The sequence below is a fragment of the Actibacterium sp. EMB200-NS6 genome (assembly GCF_001305615.1).
In the GTDB taxonomy this organism is placed as follows: Bacteria; Pseudomonadota; Alphaproteobacteria; order Rhodobacterales; family Rhodobacteraceae; genus Actibacterium_A; species Actibacterium_A naphthalenivorans.
Genome location: NZ_CP010869.1, coordinates 2,778,765 through 2,796,688 on the forward strand (window position 1 = coordinate 2,778,765; position 17,924 = coordinate 2,796,688).

The 17,924-nt window shown below is 63.6% G+C and carries 16 protein-coding genes, 1 tRNA gene and 1 pseudogene; 7 read left to right on the forward strand and 11 right to left on the reverse strand.

Going from position 1 to position 17,924, the window contains the following annotated elements; all coding sequences use genetic code 11:
- Window positions 1-68 precede the first annotated feature (68 nt).
- The 4 genes and pseudogenes from recJ (at window position 69) to TQ29_RS20710 (ending at window position 4,396) form a co-directional block, all read left to right on the forward strand.
- Window positions 69-1,817 (forward strand): single-stranded-DNA-specific exonuclease RecJ, encoded by a 1,749-nt coding sequence (gene recJ, locus TQ29_RS13500; RefSeq protein WP_054540443.1) that lies wholly within the window; start codon window positions 69-71, stop codon window positions 1,815-1,817.
- Between the two features lie 172 nt (window positions 1,818-1,989).
- Window positions 1,990-2,064: transfer RNA gene (locus TQ29_RS13505), tRNA-Glu, on the forward strand.
- A 489-nt stretch (window positions 2,065-2,553) separates the two neighbouring features.
- A pseudogene (locus tag TQ29_RS13510) lies at window positions 2,554-3,753 on the forward strand (IS701 family transposase); the annotation flags it as partial.
- 127 nt (window positions 3,754-3,880) lie between these two features.
- The gene (locus tag TQ29_RS20710; protein ID WP_157445590.1) at window positions 3,881-4,396 is read left to right on the forward strand and encodes a hypothetical protein; all 516 of its coding nucleotides are present in this window, start codon (window positions 3,881-3,883) and stop codon (window positions 4,394-4,396) included.
- Between the two features lie 364 nt (window positions 4,397-4,760).
- Here the strand turns inward: TQ29_RS20710 and TQ29_RS13520 are convergent, their stop codons facing one another.
- From TQ29_RS13520 to TQ29_RS13555, 8 genes are all read right to left on the reverse strand, one after another.
- The gene (locus TQ29_RS13520; RefSeq protein WP_054539588.1) at window positions 4,761-5,654 is read right to left on the reverse strand and encodes an IS1595 family transposase; all 894 of its coding nucleotides are present in this window, start codon (window positions 5,652-5,654) and stop codon (window positions 4,761-4,763) included.
- Between the two features lie 328 nt (window positions 5,655-5,982).
- On the reverse strand, window positions 5,983-7,101 hold the full coding sequence (locus TQ29_RS13525) for a CaiB/BaiF CoA-transferase family protein (RefSeq protein WP_054539589.1): 1,119 nt from the start codon (window positions 7,099-7,101) through the stop codon (window positions 5,983-5,985).
- On the reverse strand, window positions 7,101-8,315 hold the full coding sequence (locus TQ29_RS13530) for an acyl-CoA dehydrogenase (protein ID WP_054539590.1): 1,215 nt from the start codon (window positions 8,313-8,315) through the stop codon (window positions 7,101-7,103). The genes TQ29_RS13525 and TQ29_RS13530 overlap by 1 nt, the downstream gene beginning before the upstream one ends.
- 9 nt (window positions 8,316-8,324) lie before the next feature.
- Window positions 8,325-8,651 carry a DUF4387 domain-containing protein gene (locus TQ29_RS13535; protein ID WP_054539591.1) on the reverse strand — a complete coding sequence of 109 codons (327 nt, stop codon included), beginning with the start codon at window positions 8,649-8,651 and terminating at the stop codon, window positions 8,325-8,327.
- Complete coding sequence (locus TQ29_RS13540; RefSeq protein ID WP_207642713.1) at window positions 8,641-8,919, reverse strand: hypothetical protein; 279 nt, start codon at window positions 8,917-8,919, stop codon at window positions 8,641-8,643. Before TQ29_RS13540 ends, TQ29_RS13535 begins: the two co-directional genes overlap by 11 nt.
- Before the next feature lie 245 nt (window positions 8,920-9,164).
- Window positions 9,165-10,928, reverse strand: coding sequence for a sugar phosphorylase (locus tag TQ29_RS13545; RefSeq protein WP_054539593.1), 1,764 nt, complete (start codon window positions 10,926-10,928; stop codon window positions 9,165-9,167).
- 126 nt (window positions 10,929-11,054) lie between these two features.
- Window positions 11,055-12,338: a glycerate kinase gene (locus TQ29_RS13550; protein WP_054539594.1), complete on the reverse strand. Its 1,284-nt coding sequence runs from the start codon at window positions 12,336-12,338 to the stop codon at window positions 11,055-11,057.
- Between the two features lie 91 nt (window positions 12,339-12,429).
- Entirely contained in the window at window positions 12,430-12,864 is a 435-nt protein-coding gene (locus TQ29_RS13555) for an Rrf2 family transcriptional regulator (protein ID WP_054539595.1), read from the reverse strand.
- Between the two features lie 281 nt (window positions 12,865-13,145).
- Between TQ29_RS13555 and TQ29_RS13560 the strand changes: the two genes are divergently transcribed.
- Genes TQ29_RS13560 through TQ29_RS13570 form a run of 3 tightly spaced genes read left to right on the forward strand, consistent with a single transcriptional unit; the run spans window position 13,146 to window position 15,833 of the window.
- A complete protein-coding gene (locus tag TQ29_RS13560; protein WP_054539596.1) occupies window positions 13,146-14,462 on the forward strand; it encodes an NAD(P)/FAD-dependent oxidoreductase in 1,317 nt (438 codons plus the stop codon).
- 15 nt (window positions 14,463-14,477) lie between these two features.
- On the forward strand, window positions 14,478-14,843 hold the full coding sequence (locus TQ29_RS13565; RefSeq protein ID WP_054539597.1) for a DUF5368 domain-containing protein: 366 nt from the start codon (window positions 14,478-14,480) through the stop codon (window positions 14,841-14,843).
- A gap of 9 nt (window positions 14,844-14,852) precedes the next feature.
- Window positions 14,853-15,833 (forward strand): SLAC1 anion channel family protein, encoded by a 981-nt coding sequence (locus TQ29_RS13570; protein WP_054539598.1) that lies wholly within the window; start codon window positions 14,853-14,855, stop codon window positions 15,831-15,833.
- Between the two features lie 4 nt (window positions 15,834-15,837).
- Here TQ29_RS13570 and TQ29_RS13575 read toward each other — a convergent pair whose 3' ends face one another.
- From TQ29_RS13575 to TQ29_RS13585, 3 genes are read right to left on the reverse strand one after another with little or no spacing between them, the layout of a single operon-like run.
- Window positions 15,838-16,623 (reverse strand): metal ABC transporter permease, encoded by a 786-nt coding sequence (locus TQ29_RS13575; RefSeq protein ID WP_054540444.1) that lies wholly within the window; start codon window positions 16,621-16,623, stop codon window positions 15,838-15,840.
- The gene (locus TQ29_RS13580; protein ID WP_054539599.1) at window positions 16,613-17,374 is read right to left on the reverse strand and encodes a metal ABC transporter ATP-binding protein; all 762 of its coding nucleotides are present in this window, start codon (window positions 17,372-17,374) and stop codon (window positions 16,613-16,615) included. The genes TQ29_RS13575 and TQ29_RS13580 overlap by 11 nt, the downstream gene beginning before the upstream one ends.
- Window positions 17,371-17,859, reverse strand: a complete 489-nt coding sequence (locus tag TQ29_RS13585) for a Fur family transcriptional regulator (protein ID WP_037207398.1) — start codon at window positions 17,857-17,859, stop codon at window positions 17,371-17,373. Before TQ29_RS13585 ends, TQ29_RS13580 begins: the two co-directional genes overlap by 4 nt.
- Window positions 17,860-17,924 lie beyond the last annotated feature (65 nt).

Here is a 17,924-nt window from a genome sequence, read left to right on the forward strand (position 1 = left end):
TTCGCGGATCTGCGCGAGGAAAGCCCGCGAGCGCCTGAGGGGCGCCCGGCGTGGCCTGGCGCCGCTTCATGACCGGGCGTGCCTTCCTGAATGTCGAATGCTCGGCCACCGGCCGGCGCTGGGTCGGCCCCAGCGGCGAGGATGACCGGCTGTCGCAGGCGATGGAACAGATCACCCGCCTGCCCGCCGCCGTCTGCCGCATCCTGACCCGCCGGGGCGTGGCCCCGGACGAGGCAGAGGCTTTCCTGGCCCCTGCCCTGCGCGATCTGCTGCCCGACCCGCTGACGCTGCGCGACATGCACCGCGCCGCCGAACGGTTCCTGCGCGCGGTGGACCGGAACGAACGTATCGCGGTCTTCGCCGATTATGACGTGGACGGCGGCGCCTCTGCCGCGCTGCTGCTGAGCTGGCTGCGGCAGATGGGCCGCGACGCCACGCTTTATATCCCCGACCGGATCGATGAAGGCTATGGCCCCAACGTGCCCGCGATGCAGGCGCTGGCACGGGATCACGATCTGATCATCTGCGTCGATTGCGGCACGCTCAGCCATGAGCCGATCGCGGCGGCGCGGGGGGCCGATGTGGTAGTGCTGGATCATCACCTGGGTGGCGAAACCCTGCCCCCCGCGCTGGCGGTGGTGAACCCCAACCGGCAGGACGAAACCGGCGATCTGGCGCATCTCTGCGCGGCCGGCGTGGTGTTCCTGATGCTGGTCGAGGCCGGGCGTCAACTGCGCATCGCGGGGCGCAAGGGCCCGGATCTGCTCGGCTTTCTCGATCTCGTGGCGCTGGCCACCGTGGCCGATGTGGCGCCTCTGACCGGCGTCAACCGCGCGTTGGTACGCCAGGGGCTGACGGTGATGGCCCGGCGCCAGCGCCCCGGTCTCGTGGCGCTTGGCGATGTGGCGCGGATGGATACCGCGCCCACGCCCTATCACCTGGGCTTTCTGCTGGGGCCGCGGGTGAACGCCGGCGGGCGCATCGGCAAGGCCGATCTGGGGGCGCGGCTGCTCTCCACCGACGATCCGGCCGAGGCCGCCGCGCTGGCCGAGCGGCTGGATCAGCTCAACACCGAACGGCGCGAGGTCGAGGCCGCCGTGCGCGACGCCGCGCTGGCGCAGGCTGAAACTCGGGGGCTGGACGGGCCGCTTGTCTGGGCCGCAGGCGAAGGCTGGCATCCCGGCGTGGTCGGCATTGTCGCCTCGCGGCTGAAAGAGGCCACCAACCGCCCGGCCATCGTCATCGGCCTGGACGGGGACGAGGGCAAGGGCTCCGGCCGCTCCGTTTCCGGGGTCGATCTGGGCGCGTCGATCCAGCGGCTCGCGGCTGAGGGGCTGTTGCTTCGCGGCGGCGGGCACAAGATGGCCGCCGGCCTGACCGTGGCGCGCGACAAGCTGGAACCGGCCATGGCGCGCTTGGCCGAGCTGCTGCACAAACAGGGCGCCGGTACCGCCGGCCCCGCCGACCTGCGGCTCGACGGGGTTCTGATGCCCGGCGCCGCCACGGTGGAGCTGATCAGCCAGATCGAGGCGGCGGGCCCCTTTGGCGCGGGCGCGCCGGCGCCGCGCTTCGCCTTTCCCGACGTGCAGATCGCCTTTGCCAAGCGCGTCGGCGACAGCCATCTGAAGATCAGCTTCGGCGACGGGCTCGGCACCCGGATTGACGCCATCGCCTTTGGCGCCTTCGACACCGGGCTCGGCCCGATGCTGGAGCAGCACGGCGGCGCGCGCTTTCACCTTGCCGGGCGGCTGGAGATCAACACCTGGGGCGGGCGGCAGCGGCCGCAATTGCGCCTGGAAGACGCGGCCCCGGCCTGAACGCGGGACGCAGATCGGAGCCTGCCCACGCCCGCGTTCCGACACCCTGCGGCGGGCCTGAACCTGCCGCGCGACGACGCTCTCAGGTACATTGGAAATTCGCGCAATAATTCGAAAAACCCCCTTGCGCCCCCCGCTCAATTTCCCTAATTACCGCGTCACGCCAAGGCATGGCCCGTTCGTCTATCGGTTAGGACGCCAGGTTTTCAACCTGGAAAGAGGGGTTCGATTCCCCTACGGGCTGCCACTTCGCTTTGTAAGATATTGATTTTACTCAATACTCCAAAAAGTCGAACATCTCCCCCACAATCTACCCACGACGGGGTGACCCTTAAAATCGGATATTCAGGCGTTGCGACAGGCTGGAAATGATCGCGCATTCGTGAACGCCCCGCTTGCCCTGCCCGGCGGTTGCGCTGCATAGTCGGCGCAACATTTGTCGAAAGGTTGTTGTAGGATGATGTCCCGATGCGACCAATCGCGAAACCTTAACCTATACGATGAAAGCTAGAGCATATCGGTCTTGATAGCAGCGCGAAGTCAGAGCCGCGCCCAAATGGACCGGGTGCTCATGCGAATTCTCCGCCCGATTGCTCATCCAGCGGCCGGTATGCTGCCAAGATCCTTGAGCTTAGCACTACTTTGGCAGAATTTTGCTGATCTGATAATCTCCGGATTCACGGGAGGCGTTTTGAGTGATTCATAGGGAGCCAGCTTTGAGGGAGGCTGGCGGTTTATGGGGAACTGGCGGAGCGATCTGGAAACCTGGCTGGCGCCGTTTGTAGCGGCGCTTGGACACAAGACGCGGGGGCGGATGTGTCCGGCCTATATTGCCGGGCTCATTGGGCCGGGTGATCGCAAGAGCGTGCAGCCGATGGCGGCGCGGGACGGGGCGGTCGGCTATGACCAACTGCATCATTTCATCGCCGACGGGGTCTGGGACAGCGCGCCGCTGGAGGCGGCCTTGCTGGCCGAGGCCGACAGGCTGGTTGGTGGCGAGGACGCCTTTCTGGTCATCGATGATACCTGCCTGCCGAAGAAGGGCAAACGCTCGGTCGGGGTTGCGCCACAATATGCCTCATCGCTGGGCAAAACCGCGAATTGTCAGTCCCTTGTCTCGGTAACGCTGGCCTCCCGCGAGGTGCCGGTGGCGGTGGGGTTACGGCTGTTTCTACCAGAGGTCTGGACCAACGATCCCGACCGCATGGCCCGGGCCCGGGTGCCGAATGATCGGCAAACGGCCCTGAGCAAACCTGCGATTGCCATCGAGGAGATCGACCGGGTGAGGGCTGCGGGTGTCCGCTTCGGCTGTGTGCTGGCCGATGCGGGTTACGGATCGAGCGGGCCTTTTCGCCAGGCTCTGAGCGCGCGCGGTCTCGCTTGGGCGGTCGGCCTGTCACGGCGGCAGAACGTTTATCCGGCAGATGTCGGGCTGGTCTTTCCCGAGGCCAGGCGCGGCCGACGCCGCAAATATCACCTCCCAGACCGCATTGCCGTTTCCGCCGAACAGATGCTGGATCACGGTAAATGGCGGAAGGTCAGCTGGAGACGAGGGACCAAAGGCAGGCTGAATTGCCAGTTCGCCGCAACCCGCGTCCACATCGCTGATGGCCACCGGCATCGTATGGCAGATGGCCGTGTGCAAGCCATGCCGGGTGACGAGGAGGCTTGGCTGATCGGCGAACGCCGTGCGACCGGCGAGCGGAAATACTACGCCTCGAACCTGCCAGCCGACACCAACCTCAAGGCGCTCGCCGCCGCCGTCAAGGCCCGATGGATCTGCGAACAGGCGCATCAACAACTCAAGGAGGAGCTTGGTCTCGATCATTTCGAGGGGCGGTCCTGGACGGGTATTCACCGACACGCGCTGATGACGATGATCGCCTACGCCTTCCTGCAATCCCGCCGCCTCAAGGCCGCGGGACGGAAAAAAAAGAAGGGGTGTATCCCCTTGACGCAAGTTTTGCCCCCCCCCCTGAAAGAACCTTTCACGCCGTGCCCTAAATGTTCTGCCCTCACGATTAACGATTGACTCCCCTGTCGTGAGTGCGCATCTGACACTCATGGAACATTCAGCATCCGACATCCTTGTGAACCGTTTGCGCGAGATTGACGCGACGATTTCTGACCTTGAGAAGGAGCGAAGCGAAATCAAGGTGGCGCTAAGTGTTGTGGCACGATATGTCACGACGCCAAATTCAAGTGCAGCAGAAAGCGTTGTCGAGCGCAAGGGTGATACAGATGAACCCACTGCAGGCGCGCCACGCCCTGACGGAATTCCTACACTGTGGGAAATGGCGCGCGAATACCTTTCTTCACGTCAGTCCGCGACAGCGGCGCAGGTGGTGGGATTCATTGACGGTAAGTATTGGCCTGGCGTGGTTCACGCCCAAGTCGGGCCGAGCCTGTATCGCTTTGTGAATGAGGGGCGCTTGAAAAAGGTCGGTCGGGGAGAGTTTTCGCTCCCCTCCGAAGAGAATGAGCCGCCCGAGGGCGGCTCAGAAACCGGGGAAGGTGACACTTCCTCAGAACATTTTGATCGAGACGACCTAGAGGACTCGATCAAACAACTCATCTGATCCTCTCAGACCAGACCCGGCACTGGAAGATGCCGGGAACTTAGCTGGGAGGTGGTTCTATGGAACCATTAACTCCCCTCCGGGCGGTGTGCGATGCTTTCATGGCTATCCGCTCGCAGCCCCCGTAAGGTGGGGTATCCCGCTAAAGGGACGGTGGGGCGGCTTTCGGGCCGCCCCATTCGTCATGCGGAAATTCTTATGCTACAATAGATTACAAGTCAAGAATCTTGGAGCAAATCCATCATGTTATCTCTATCTAAAGCGCAAAAAACCGGGAAATTAGAAGAGTTTATAGCTCAGGAAGAAGCGCGCGGCGTCGGCCAGATCAGCGCGGCGGAGTTCGATGAAACAGCCGCTACTGTGATCAAAACGCCGCTACAAGACGATCAAACATCAGGTTCGCTTCCCAGCGATGGTTCGCCCGGAAAGTGAACTCGTCCAAATACCGGCGCATGTGCTTCTGGCTGATCGAAACATGAGTGCCACGGATCGAATGTTTGAAGTGACGCCAGAAGCTTTCAACATGGTTTGTATGGTGCAGCGTGTCGGTGTCGGCATCATACACGGCCCACTCTTTCGCTCCATGCTTCACCGCAACATGCGAATATCCATGCTCTTTCAGTAAGCGGTAGCTGTAGAGTTCATCGGTCGATACGGTCGAGCCAGCCTCAACGGTTTTGAGTGTTTCGGCCCGAAGGGTTTTCAGTTTCACGTCAGGGATAATCTCGGTCACGAGACGCCCGCCGCGTTCCTTGAAGCCCATGACAATGGTTTTGCCAGCGGCACCGCGCCCACGTTTGCCGGGGCGCTTGCCGCCCACGTAAGCTTCATCAATCTCGACATGACCTTGAAGCATGGCTTTCAGGTCGTGCTTGTCCATCTGCTCACGGATTTTGTGACCGATCCGCCATGCGGTCTTATAGGTCACCCCAAGTTGACGTTGCAGTTCCTTGCCGGAAACCCCGTGCCGCGTCGTGACAAACAGGTAGATCGCATAGAACCAAACCTGGAGCGGCGTCCGGGTATCTTGGAAAATGGTGCCAGCCGTAGGGTAGACATGATCACCACAGGCGGCACAGGCCCACGCACGGCGGTTGCTCATGCGGTGGAAGGTGCTTTCAACACCGCAGGCTTGGCAAACGTGACGATCCCCGAAGCGAACGCGGAAGATGTGTTCAAGGCAGGCTTCATCATCGGGGAAGCGCTTGAAGAAATCGCGGACACTAAAGTCGGGGGATGCTGATTTGCTCTTTTCCATGCATCATATATAGCAAATCGGCTTACTTGCGTCAAGGGGATACACCCCAAAAAGAATCCCCGGACCGCCGCCGCAACCAACCATGCCAGCCGTCAGGCAAGCCATCCTCGACGCCTTCGCGAGACCACCACCAGGACGCTGCCCCCATTGTGAAAGGCTCATCGCAGAACGCCCAAAAAAAATTCTGCCAAAGTAGTGTTAGCCCCCAGGATCGCAGGCGGCCCGTCATAATCATACAGTCATGACCATACCGGTTTAGTTATTTATTCAATAATTTCAATGCCGATTCGCGATCCCGGCGCTTCATGACTTCGCTTTCCAGCATCGCCTATGCCTTCCCACCGCGTCCGCGGACGGGTGCTGATCGGGCGAGTGAAAGCTCGGCATCCGAAAACCTCCAGGGGCCGCGAACGCCGGGGATGCCATCGGGCGTGATCCGCAAACCTCGCGCAAGAACTTGGGGGTCGGCGAACACCTGTTCCATCGTGTTGATTGGCCCGGCGGGGACATTGGTGCGTTCGAGCGCCTCCAGAATTCGGGCAGAGCTCCAGCCGGCGATTGCAACCGAAAGCAACTCGGTCAACAAATCGCGGTTCTGCACCCGCTCGGCATTGGCGGCAAACCGGGCGTCACCAGGAAGCTGATCCAGCCCCAACACTTGGCAGAACCGGCTGAATTGGCCGTCATTGCCCACTGCGACGATGACGTGACCGTCAGCCGTGGCGAAAACCTGGTAGGGTGCGATATTGGGATGGCTGTTCCCCCGCCGGACAGGCGACTGTCCGGTGACGAGGTAGTTCATCGCCTGGTTCGCCATCGACGCGACCGCGCAATCGAGAAGCGACATGTCGATATGCTGGCCCCGCCCGGAGGTGTGGCGTTGCTCGACTGCGGCAAGAATACCGACCGCCCCATAAAGACCGGTCAGAATGTCGGTCACGGCGACACCCACCTTCTGTGGCTGTCCGTCCGGTTCGCCGGTGACAGACATCAGCCCCGACATCCCTTGAATTAGGAAGTCGTATCCGGGCCGGTCGGCATAAGGCCCGGTCTGGCCGAATCCCGTGATCGAACAATAAATCAGTTGCGGGTTCAACGCCGAGAGGCTGTCGTAGTCGAGGCCGTATTTCACCAGCCCGCCCCGTTTAAAGTTCTCGACCAGAACGTCGGCTCCGGCGACCAGTTCTCGCACCGCACGGCGGCCTTGTTCAGTTCGGAAATCGGCGGTGATAGAACTCTTGCCCCGATTGGCCGCGTAAAAGTAAGCCGCCGACCGGTCGCCCTCGCGCTCGATGAAGGGCGGGCCCCAGCGCCGCGTGTCGTCGCCCTCCGGCGCCTCCACCTTGATTACTTCGGCCCCCAGATCAGCCAGAATCTGGCCAATCCATGGGCCGGCGAGGATTCGCGCCAGTTCGACGACCCTCAGCCCAGCGAGTGGCCCCCCCATCAGAAAAATGCCTGCAGCCCGGTCTGTGCGCGGCCGAGGATCAGGGCGTGTACATCATGGGTGCCTTCATAGGTGTTTACCGTCTCGAGGTTCAGCATGTGGCGGATGACTTGGAATTCCTCGGAAATGCCGTTCCCGCCATGCATGTCACGGGCCATACGGGCGATGTCCAGCGCCTTGCCGCAGTTGTTGCGTTTGATCAGGCTGATCATCTCGGGGGCGGCGCGGGCATTGTCCATCAGCCGGCCCACCTGCAATGCACCCTGAAGCCCGAGTGTGATCTCGGTCAGCATATCGGCCAGTTTCTTCTGGAAAAGCTGGGTCTGTGCCAGCGGCTTCCCGAACTGCTTGCGGTCCAGCCCATATTGACGCGAGGCGTGCCAGCAGAATTCCGCCGCGCCCAACACGCCCCAAGCGATGCCATAGCGAGCGCGATTGAGACAGCCGAAAGGCCCCTTCAATCCCTCGGCATGGGGCAGGAGTGCGTCTTCGCTCACCTCGACGCCGTCCATCACGATCTCGCCGGTGGTGGAGACACGCAAAGAAAGCTTTCCACCGACCTTGGGCGCCGACAGACCCTTCATGCCCTTTTCAAGAATGAAACCTCGGATCTTTCCGCCGTGAGCCTCGGATTTCGCCCAGACCACGAAGACATCGGCGAAGGGGCTGTTAGAGATCCACATCTTGCTGCCGGTCAGGCGATAACCGGTCCCGGTCTTCTCGGCGCGGGTCTTCATTGAGCCGGGGTCGGAGCCGGCGTCAGGCTCGGTCAAGCCGAAACAGCCGACTAGTTTTCCCGAGCACAGGCCAGGCAGATATCTACGGCGCTGCTCCTCGCTGCCATAGGCGTAGATCGGATAGATAACCAGGCTCGACTGCACCGACATCATGGAACGGTAGCCCGAATCCACCCGCTCGATCTCACGCGCGATGAGACCATAGGTGACGTAAGAGGCGCCAAGCCCGCCATATTCCTCGGGCACGGTAGCGCCCAGAAGACCCGCCTCGCCCATCTCTAGGAACAGCTCCGGCGCACTGATCTCGTTGCGGTAGGCCTCGATCACCCGCGGCTGAAGCATATCTTGCGCGAACACCCGCGCCGCATCGCGCAGCATGCGCTCATCTTCCATGAGTTGGTCCTCGAGACGGAAGGCATCCTCCCAATCGAAGCGCGACATATCGGGAGCGTCTTTAGTGGGCAGCGTATCTTTCATGGCCTTACCTCATGCAGTCGTATCGATTTCGAGATCGAGGAAGGGAGCATATTGCTGGGCGCCGAAAATGTCACCGTCGCCCGGGCTTCCGCTGGGGCGATCGCGCAGGATCGTGAACTTGATCGCATAGGCCGGATCGTATTCGACGAAATCGGTTATCCGCTGTGGATCGATTCGCAGAACTGCAGCCACCGTTTCGCGGCTTAGCGCCCCGGAGCGTTTCACCAATTCATACGCATCGAATTCGCGGAAGATCACATCGAACGTGATCTTGTCGGTTCCGGCATTCTTGCTACGGATGGTCTTGGCCAGATCGGAGAGTTTCTTAGTGGACATTGGTCGTCTCCGCGATTTCGACACCAATTTCGGCGGTGTGGAGGGGGAAAAGCTCTAGCGGTTCATCGACCGCCATGGTGTGGTTGACGGTCCAGCGATGGGCCGGGCTGGCCAGCATTACCTCATCGAACACGAACGAGACGCCACCGGCGGTGCCCTTTACGTCGGGCAGGCGGGCATAGAACAGCTGCCGGGTGCCGATCATGGCGACCTCCTCGGCCATTTCACGGGTTGGCGCCACGCCCTGAACACGTCGATCTCGGGGCATCGCAGACGATGTTGCTTTCCTCGCGTTGAACGACGCGCGTCTGATCTCCCTGCGGGTGGCGGCTCAGGGCACCGACCGCGCGATCCATGGCCGCAATCTATCTTGCGCGTTCGATATCGGTTTGGATGCAATCTGAATTCTGCCGCTTTGCTTGAGAATGACGCGACAACCGACCCGGTGATGCGCCAGCCCGGGAAGCCCGAGATTTCCTGCGCCCTCTCGGGGCACCCGGCGAGAACACCCCTTTAAAGCGCGCCCTCACCCGCGGGCCGGTTGGTGATCCAGCGGCACTGATAGGGGCGCATCAGGATATCCGGCCCGGCGGCTGAAATCCTCTCTCCGCTCAGCAGATCCACCCATTGCTCGCCGCCGATCAGGTTGATCGACAAGGGCGGCACCGTCAGCTCGTCCTTGCTGACGTTGTGCAGCGCGAAAATCGATTGGTCGCGGTTCAGGCTCTGGCGCCAGATCCCGAAGATACGCTCGTCCAGATGCAGGGTGAACTGGGTGGCGTTCGGGTGAAACGCGGGTTGGCGGCAACGCACCTGTATCCGCTGCCGCATGCCGCTGAGAACCTGCGCGTGCAGGCTGTCGGGATCGTCAAGCTGGGCGCGCAGCGTCGGGTAATCCCAGCGGTGACGGTTGATCGCCCGGTTGATGCCGGTCTTGGCGACCCCCTCGTAATCGTTCGGCGTGGCCAGAAGCGAATGGATGTAGAAGGCCGGTATCCCCTCCAGCGCCATGGCGATGGTCTGGCTGCACAGAAAGCGATCGACCTGCCATTCATCCTCGCCCTCGAAGGTGCCTTTCATCGCGTCGAAGAAGGTGATGTTCAGCTCATAGGGCGACTCGCCGCCACCGGCCAGCGCGCGCATCGACACCTTGCCGCCAAAGCGTTTGACCGTGTCGATCACCTTGAGCGTCTGTTCGGTATCCAGAATACCCTCGGCCGGGCGCATCCCGATCCCGTCATGCGAGGCGGTGAAGTTCAGATAGGCACAGCCCAGCTGCGCCGGCGGCATCGACACCTGCCAGCGCTTGAGATGCTCCGCCGTTCCGCTCAGAAGCGCGTGCAGCAACAGCGGCGGCAGCGAGAAGTTGTAAACGGCGTGCGCCTCGTTGCGGTTGCCGAAATAAGACAGGTTTTCCACATTCGGCACGTTGGTCTCGGTCAGCAGGATCAGCGGCTCGACCGCGAAATCGCATAGGATGCGCATGAGCTGCACGATGGCATGAGTCTGCGGCAGGTGGATGCAGGGGGTGCCGATTTCCTTCCAGATGAAGGCCACCGCATCCAGCCGGATGATCCGCACGCCATGGTCGATGTGCAGCCGCATGATGCGCAGGAATTCCAGCAGCACCTCGGGGTTGCGGAAATCCACATCGACCTGGTCATGGCTGAAGGTACACCACACGTGGCGGGTGCCGCTCGCCGTCTCGACCTCGCGCAACAGCGGGCTGGTGCGGGGCCGCACGACACTGCTCAGGTCATCCTCGGGGGTGGCTTCGAAAAAGAACTTGTCGAACGGTTCATGCCCCTGACGGTATTCGTTGAACCACGTGCCCTGGCTCGAGACATGGTTCAGCACCAGATCCGACATCAGCGTGAATTCATCCGAGATGCGCCGGATATCGGCCCAGTCGCCCAGATGGCTGTTGACCGTGCGGTAATCGGTGACCGCGAAACCGTCATCCGAAGTGAACGGAAAGAACGGCAGGATATGCACCGAATTGACGCTGCCCTTGAGATAGCGGTTCAGGAAATCATTCAACAGGTCCAGCGGCTTGTGCACACCGTCGATCAGTGAATTGCCATAGGTGATGACCATGGCGTCGCCCGACGACCACAACCGGTTGCCCGGCATCCGCGAGCGTTTGCGGCGGCTGCTGCCTTCGGGCCAGAAGGCATCGATAACCTGGGTGGTCAGGATGTCCTGATTGAGATCGGGATAGATGCGGCTGATCAGATCGGCCAGCTTGACGCTGAGGGTCGGCGGAGTGTTGGTCATGGCTCGGACTTTGCGGATTTCCGCCCAACTTGCCGAATATCCGAAGGGTTACAAGCCCTTCCCGCGCCGTTGCCGGTTCTGATTCGCAGCTTTTGCTTCAATGCAACGGTCTGCGCCGCGCGGTGCTCAGCCGTCGGGCGGCAGGATCATGATCGCCCGGAAATCGTTCACATTGGTCAGGGTCGGGCCGGGGGCGACCTGATCGCCCAGCGCCGCGAAAAAGCCGTGGCTGTGGTTGCGCTCAAGCTCCGCCTGCGGGTCCAGCCCCAGCGCTGCGGCGCGGGCCAGCGTATCGGGCGTGACCACCGCCCCGGCGACATCGGCCGCCCCGTCCACCCCGTCGGTGTCGCAGGCGATGGCGAAGATCCCCGCCGCCCCGTTCAGCGCCAGCGCCAGCGACAGGCAGAATTCGGCATTCGGCCCGCCCACCCCGTCGCCCCGCCGCGTGACGGTGCATTCCCCGCCCGACAGCAGCAGCACCGGCCGGTCGCCCTTTGCCATGGCCGCGGAAATGTCCAGCGCGCGCCGGGCCTGCGCCATGGCAACCTCGCGCGCCTCGCCCTCGATCGCGTCGCCCAAAAGCTCCACCCGCGCGCCCGCTGTCTCCGCCGTCGCCCTTGCCGCGTCCAGCGACTGGGCCGGGGCGGCGATGACCCGGTTTTCCACCTTCGACAACGCCGGCGCCTCGGGGGGCAGCACGCCCGTCGGCCCGCCCAGCACCGCCGCGACAGAGGCCGGCGGGGTGATGGCGCAGCGCGCCAGAATGGCGCGCGCATCGGCGGGGGTGGTGTGATCGCCCACCGTGGGCCCCGACGCGATGAAGGCCGGGTCATCACCCGGCACATCGGAAATCATCAGCGCCAGCATCCGCGCCGGATAGGCCGCCGCCGCCAGCTGCCCGCCCTTCACCCGCGAAAGATGCTTGCGCACCGTGTTCATCGCCAGAATGGGCGCGCCCGAGGCCAGAAGCGCGGCATTCACCGCCTGCTTTTCCGCCAAGGTGATCGCGCCGGCGGGTTGCACCAGCAGGGCCGAGCCTCCGCCCGAAATCAGCGCCAGCACGAATTCCTCCGGCCCCAGGCCGCCCAGCAGGCCCAGCATCCGCGCGGTCGCGTCGCGCCCGGCCGCGTCAGGCACCGGATGGGCGGCTTCGACGATCTCGATCTTCCGGGTGGGCCGCCCGTAGCCATAGCGGGTGATCACCAGCCCCTCGACCGGCCCCCAGGCCCGTTCCACCGCTTCGGCCATCCGGGCCGAGGCCTTGCCCGCCCCGATCACCACCACCCGTCCCGCAGGGCGCGGTGGCAGGGCGGCAGGCACGCAGAGCATCGGGTCAGCGGCGGCAACCGCGGCATCGAACAGGCCACGCAGAAAAGCGGCGGCATTGCCGCCCGCCCAGGTTCCGGTCATGTCGTCAGATCTGGCTGTCACCCCGGCCTCCGCCTTCGCATTGTCACCGGTTTTAGAATGCCGGTACCGCGAAGAGAAGCCAGAACCCGGATCAGCGCAAGAGCAGCGCTTGTTCCAAAGGGGTGTTTTCGGCGACGAGATCGGCAAGGCTGACCTTGTCGAGCGAGCTGTAGAACGCCGTCAGCGCATCCGACAACACGCCCCGCAAACGGCAGCAATCGATCAGCGGGCAGGTGTTGGTGTCATTGGCGAAGCATTCGGCAAAGGGCACACCGGCCTCCAGCTTGCGAAACACCGTGCCGACGAAAACCTGATCCGCCGGCTGTTCCAGCGTCACCCCGCCGTGGCGGCCGCGCGTGGTCTTGACCAGCCCGAACCGGCTGAGCGAATTGATCACCTGCGCCATATGGTTCTCTGACGTGTTGCACGCCTGGGCGATATCGGATTTGCGCACGACGCGCCCGGCATTCACTGCGCAGTACATCAGCGCGCGCATGGCGATATTTGTGCGGGTCGTCAATCGCATGGGAACCGGCCTTTCGAGGCTGTTTGCGGCAAATGGTCCATTGTGGATATAACATTTGCCATGCCGAAAACTTGATCGAGATCAGACATGCCAAGTGTAGCGGCAAAAATCCGGATCAGGGCGTCAACCTCGGCGCTTCACTGATATGAACGATGTTCATATGTCGATTGCCCCCTCCCCGCCTCCTCATCGGCGCAGAGCAACACGCGGGTTTTGACTTGGGTCAAAGCAGCCGTCCGAAAAACGTGCAGGAAAGACTAAACTTTTTCAGGAGGAGTCGCATGTCCCATCTCACGCAAATTCCAGCCTCTCGCAGGGCCTTTCTGGGGCTGGCTGCGGGGGGCCTCGCGCTGGCGGCGGCCGGCGCACCCGCGCAGGCGGCAAAGGTCAGGACATCGGCAAGGATCGTGATCCTGGGCGCGGGCGCCGCCGGCACCGCGCTGGCGAACCGGTTGGTGGAACGGCTGGAGGGGGCCAGCATCACCCTGATCGACGGGCGCAAGCAGCACCTCTATCAGCCGGGCTTCACCCTGATCGCCGCCGGGCTGAAACCCGCCGATTACTCGGTGTCGGAGACGGGCGGCTGGCTTCCGAAAGGCGCAAGCTGGATCGAGGAACCGGCAGCGGAGATCGACCCCGAGGCCAAGATCGTGACCACCGCGTCGGGTCAGAAAGTGGCCTATGACTATCTGATCGTCGCCACCGGGCTGACACTGGATTATGATCAGATCGAGGGCATGTCGCTGGATCTGGTCGGCCGCGAGGGCATCGGCTCTGTCTATGCCGGGCCGGATTACGCCGCCAAGACCTGGGCCTTGATGGACAGGTTCACCGACGAGGGCGGCATCGGCCTGTTCACCCGCCCGGCGACGGAAATGAAATGCGCCGGTGCGCCGTTGAAATACACCTTCCTGACCGACGATTACGCCCGCAGAAAGGGCACACGCGGCAAGGTCGAAATCAACTATGCGGCGCATGGCGGCAGCCTGTTCTCGGTTCCGATCGTGAATGAAAAGGTGCGGATGCTCTATGAGGATCGCGGCTTCAACACCGTTTACAACCACGTGATGAAGGCTATCGACCCCGGCAAGAAGATCGCCACCTTCGCCACGCCCGAGGGCGATGTGGAAATGCCCTATGATTTCACCAACGTGATCCCGCCGATGCGCGCGCCCGACGTGGTGATCAACTCCCCCCTGCCCTGGGCCGACAGATGGGTCGGCCAGGGCTGGGTCGAGGTGGACCAGTACAAGCTGCGCCACCGCCGCTATCCCGAGGTGTTCGCGGTGGGCGACATCGCCGGGGTGCCGAAGGGCAAGACGGCGGCCTCGGTCAAGTGGCAGGTGCCCGTGGTCGAGGAACAGCTTGTGGCCCAGATCGAAGGAAAGGACAGCGACGAGCTTTATAACGGCTACACCTCCTGCCCCCTGATCACCCGTATCGGCCGGGCGATGCTGGTGGAGTTCGACTACAACAACAACCTGACCCCCTCTTTCCCCGGCGTGATCGCACCGCTGGAAGAGCTGTGGATTTCCTGGCTGATGAAAGAGGTGGCGCTGAAGGCCACCTATAACGCCATGCTGCGCGGCAAGGCCTGAGAGGAGGGCGAGGATATGAAAGACCTGACGTTTCAAACCCTGATCGCGGTGTTCGAAGAGATCTTCGGCTTCTGGCTGTTCTGGGGCATGGTCGCCGCCGCCGTGATCGTCACGCTGGCCTATATCTACGTGCTTGTCCGCGACCGGTCACTGTCGATGCGCAAATTCTTCCTTGCACAGCTGTCGATGCCCTTTGGTGCCGTCGCGGCCGTGTGGTTCGTGATGGTCATGACCCATTCCCATGTCAGCGACATCGGCGGGCCGGTCGATGTGATCGTGTTCCTCGGCGTTGCCGTTCTGGGTGCGATCGGCTGCGCGATCCTCGTCTATACCCTGCAATCGCTGATGCGCGGCAAGGGTGATACAAGCTCTGATCTCTAGGAGGCTCTCATGAGCAGTTCAGACATTCCCGGCAGCGCGGCGCACAACCGGCTGGAAGAATACCCCATCACCTTCTTCGCGATGGTGATGGGGATGCTGGGGCTGACGCTGGCCCTGCACGGCGCCGAACGTGCGTTCGGCTGGGGCAGCGGGATGTCGGATGTGGCGCGGGGGCTCTCGATCGTGCTGTTCGTCGCGGTGGCAACGGGCTACGGGCTGAAGACGCTGCGCTATCCGGGCCATGTGGCGGCGGAATGGAAACACCCGGTGCGGCTGGCGTTCTTCCCCACCGTCTCGATCTCGCTCCTGCTGCTCGCGATCGCCACCCTGGCGGACTGGCCCGCCCTCGCCCGTGCCCTGTGGATCGCGGGCGCGGCGCTTCAGGGCGTGCTGACCCTCGCGGTGATTTCCGGCTGGATCGGCACCCGCAGCTTTCAGCACGGGCACCTGTCGCCCGCGTGGTTCATCCCGGCGGTGGGCAATGTGATTGTGCCGGTCGCAGGAATGCCGCTGGGCTATGTCGAGCTGAGCTGGCTGTTCTTTTCGGCCGGCATGATCTTCTGGGTGATCCTGCTGACGCTGGTGTTCAACCGGCTGACCTTTCACGACCCGCTGCCGGGCCGGCTGCAGCCGACGCTCGTGATCCTGATCGCACCGCCCTCGGTGGCGTTCGTGGCCTGGGTCCGGATGACGGGCGGCGTGGATCCCTTCGCCCATGTCCTGCTCAGCCTCGGCTATGTCTTCGCGGCGCTGGTGGCAACACAGCTGCCGCGCATCCTGCGGCTGCCCTTCGCGCTGTCGTTCTGGGCGCTGTCCTTCCCGCTGGCGGCGCTGTCGATCGCCAGCTTCCTCTATGCGCAAGAGGCCGGATCGGCGGCGCACAGGGCCATCGGCGCCGGGCTTCTGGCGCTGCTCTGCGTGGTGATCGCAGCGTTGCTGGGGCGCACGGCGCTGGCGATTTCGCGTGGCGAGATCTGCCAGCCGGAATGATGGTTCAGCTTCGGCGGGGAAGCACCAGCATCCCCGCGAAGATCAGCGCCGAAACGGCAACGATGCTGGGCCCCGCCGGCGTGTCATAGGAGAGTGACGCCCAAAGCCCGCCCAGCGCCGACACCGCCCCGACGACGACGGCCAGCACCGCCATGCCCTCGGGCGTGCGCGACGGGCCGCGCGCGGCGGCCGCGGGGATGATCAGCATCGCCACGATCAAAAGCGCCCCCACCACCTTGATCGCCACCGCGACCACAAGCGCCAGCGCCAGCGTCAGCACCATACGCTCGCGCCCCGTGTCGATGCCGCTGGCATGGGCCAGCTCCTCGTTCAGCGTAGAGGTCAGCAGCGCCGACCAGCGCCACGCCAGCAGCGCCAGCACCGCCAGCGCCCCGCCCCAGATGAACCCGAGATCACTGCGGCTGACGGCCAGAATGTCGCCGAACAGATAGGCGGTCAGATCGACCCGCACCCCCTGCAGGAACGACACCCCCACCAGCCCGAAGGCCAGCGCCGCATGGGCCAGCACGCCCAGCGTGGTATCCATCGCCAGCCCGCGCCCCGCCAGCGCGCTGACGGTCAGCGCCATCAGCAGCGCAACAACAAGCGTGCCGACAAAGATATTGACCGAAAACGCCAGCGCCAGCGCCACGCCAAGGATCGCGGCATGTGATGTCGCCTCGCCGAAATAGGCCATGCGCCGCCAGACCACGAAACATCCCAGCGGCCCTGCGGCCAGCGCCACGCCAAGCCCGGCCAGCGCGGCCCGCGTCAGAAAATCATCCAGCATGGCCCTGCCCCGCGTGATCTTCGCCGTGATCATGATCGCAATTGTCATGCGCGTGATCATGCGCGTGCTGATACAGCGCAAAGGCGCCGCCGGTGCCAAGCCCGAACAGCGCCCGGTATTCCGGCGCGTTCGACACAACGGTGGGCGTGCCCTGGCAGCAGACATGGCCGTTCAGACAGATCACCCGGTCGGACGCGCTCATCACCACATGCAGGTCATGCGATACCATCAGGATCGCACAGCCGGTTTCCTGCCGCACCTCTTCGATCAGGCGATAGAACGCGGCGGTGCCGGGCTGGTCCAGCCCCTGTGTGGGTTCGTCCATGATCAGGATCTGCGGATGCGCCAGAAGCGCCCGCGCCAGAAGCACGCGCTGGAACTGCCCGCCCGACAGCGCGTCCATCTGCTGTTCCTCGACACCGGGCACCCCGACCCGCTCCAGCGCGCCGGCCACATCCCGTGGCGCGCGGCGCACCGGCAGCGACAGGAACCTGCGCACGGTCAGCGGCATCCGGCCATCCAGCGTCAGGCGCTGGGGCATATAGCCGATGGTCAGACCGGGCAGCCGCCGCACATGCCCGGCCGATGGCGGGCGCACCCCCAGAAGCGCGCGCAGCAGCGTCGACTTCCCCGATCCGTTGGGGCCGACCACGGTAACGATCTCGCCCGGTTCGATGGTGAAATCCACGTCGCGCAGAACGGTGTCACCGCCGAAGCGGACGCTCATGTTTTCGGCGGTGATCAGGCTCATGCGCCCTCCTGGCAGGCGGGGCACAGGCCCGCCGCTTCGATGTTCAGCCGCTCGATGCGAAAGCCGACGGCCCTGGCCGCATCGCCCATTGCCGCCGCCACGCCCCCGCCCGGCGCCTCGGCCACCTGATTGCAGCCGGTGCAGATGAAAAAGGCCGGGCTGTGCGCCTCGCCCGGGTGCATGCAGGCGGCAAAGGCGTTCAGGCGGCGGATGCGATGGGCCAGCCCGTGTTCGACCAGAAACTCCAGCGCGCGATAGGCCACGGGGGGCTGCGTGCCGAATCCGTCTTCGGCCAGCCGCGCCAGCACGTCATAGGCACCCATGGCCTGGTGGCTTTCCAGCAGGATCTCCAGCGCCCGGCGGCGCACCGGGGTCAGGCGCAGCCCCTGCGCCCGGACCATATCCTCGGCACGCGCCAGCACGTCGGTGCTGCAGCAACTGTGATCATGCTCGGCAAAGGCAAGCGGTGTTTCGGCTTCGGTCATGGTTCCGCTCTTGACTTGTTACGATATAACATAACAATAGTATCCACCCGGATGCAACAACCAAC

Bases quoted from the DNA above. Each gene is read 5' to 3' on its own strand.
- TQ29_RS13555 (WP_054539595.1), bottom strand. From the start codon at position 12,864: ATGCGATTGACGACCCGCACAAATATCGCCATGCGCGCGCTGATGTAC.
- TQ29_RS13560 (WP_054539596.1), top strand. From the start codon at position 13,146: ATGTCCCATCTCACGCAAATTCCAGCCTCTCGCAGGGCCTTTCTGGGG.
- TQ29_RS13535 (WP_054539591.1), bottom strand. From the start codon at position 8,651: ATGTCCACTAAGAAACTCTCCGATCTGGCCAAGACCATCCGTAGCAAG.
- TQ29_RS13585 (WP_037207398.1), bottom strand. From the start codon at position 17,859: ATGACCGAAGCCGAAACACCGCTTGCCTTTGCCGAGCATGATCACAGT.
- TQ29_RS13520 (WP_054539588.1), bottom strand. From the start codon at position 5,654: ATGGAAAAGAGCAAATCAGCATCCCCCGACTTTAGTGTCCGCGATTTC.
- TQ29_RS13550 (WP_054539594.1), bottom strand. From the start codon at position 12,338: ATGACCGGAACCTGGGCGGGCGGCAATGCCGCCGCTTTTCTGCGTGGC.
- TQ29_RS13525 (WP_054539589.1), bottom strand. From the start codon at position 7,101: ATGGGGGGGCCACTCGCTGGGCTGAGGGTCGTCGAACTGGCGCGAATC.
- TQ29_RS13575 (WP_054540444.1), bottom strand. From the start codon at position 16,623: ATGCTGGATGATTTTCTGACGCGGGCCGCGCTGGCCGGGCTTGGCGTG.
- TQ29_RS13545 (WP_054539593.1), bottom strand. From the start codon at position 10,928: ATGACCAACACTCCGCCGACCCTCAGCGTCAAGCTGGCCGATCTGATC.
- TQ29_RS13565 (WP_054539597.1), top strand. From the start codon at position 14,478: ATGAAAGACCTGACGTTTCAAACCCTGATCGCGGTGTTCGAAGAGATC.
- TQ29_RS20710 (WP_157445590.1), top strand. From the start codon at position 3,881: ATGGAACATTCAGCATCCGACATCCTTGTGAACCGTTTGCGCGAGATT.
- TQ29_RS13540 (WP_207642713.1), bottom strand. From the start codon at position 8,919: ATGCCCCGAGATCGACGTGTTCAGGGCGTGGCGCCAACCCGTGAAATG.
- TQ29_RS13580 (WP_054539599.1), bottom strand. From the start codon at position 17,374: ATGAGCCTGATCACCGCCGAAAACATGAGCGTCCGCTTCGGCGGTGAC.
- TQ29_RS13530 (WP_054539590.1), bottom strand. From the start codon at position 8,315: ATGAAAGATACGCTGCCCACTAAAGACGCTCCCGATATGTCGCGCTTC.
- TQ29_RS13570 (WP_054539598.1), top strand. From the start codon at position 14,853: ATGAGCAGTTCAGACATTCCCGGCAGCGCGGCGCACAACCGGCTGGAA.
- recJ (WP_054540443.1), top strand. From the start codon at position 69: ATGACCGGGCGTGCCTTCCTGAATGTCGAATGCTCGGCCACCGGCCGG.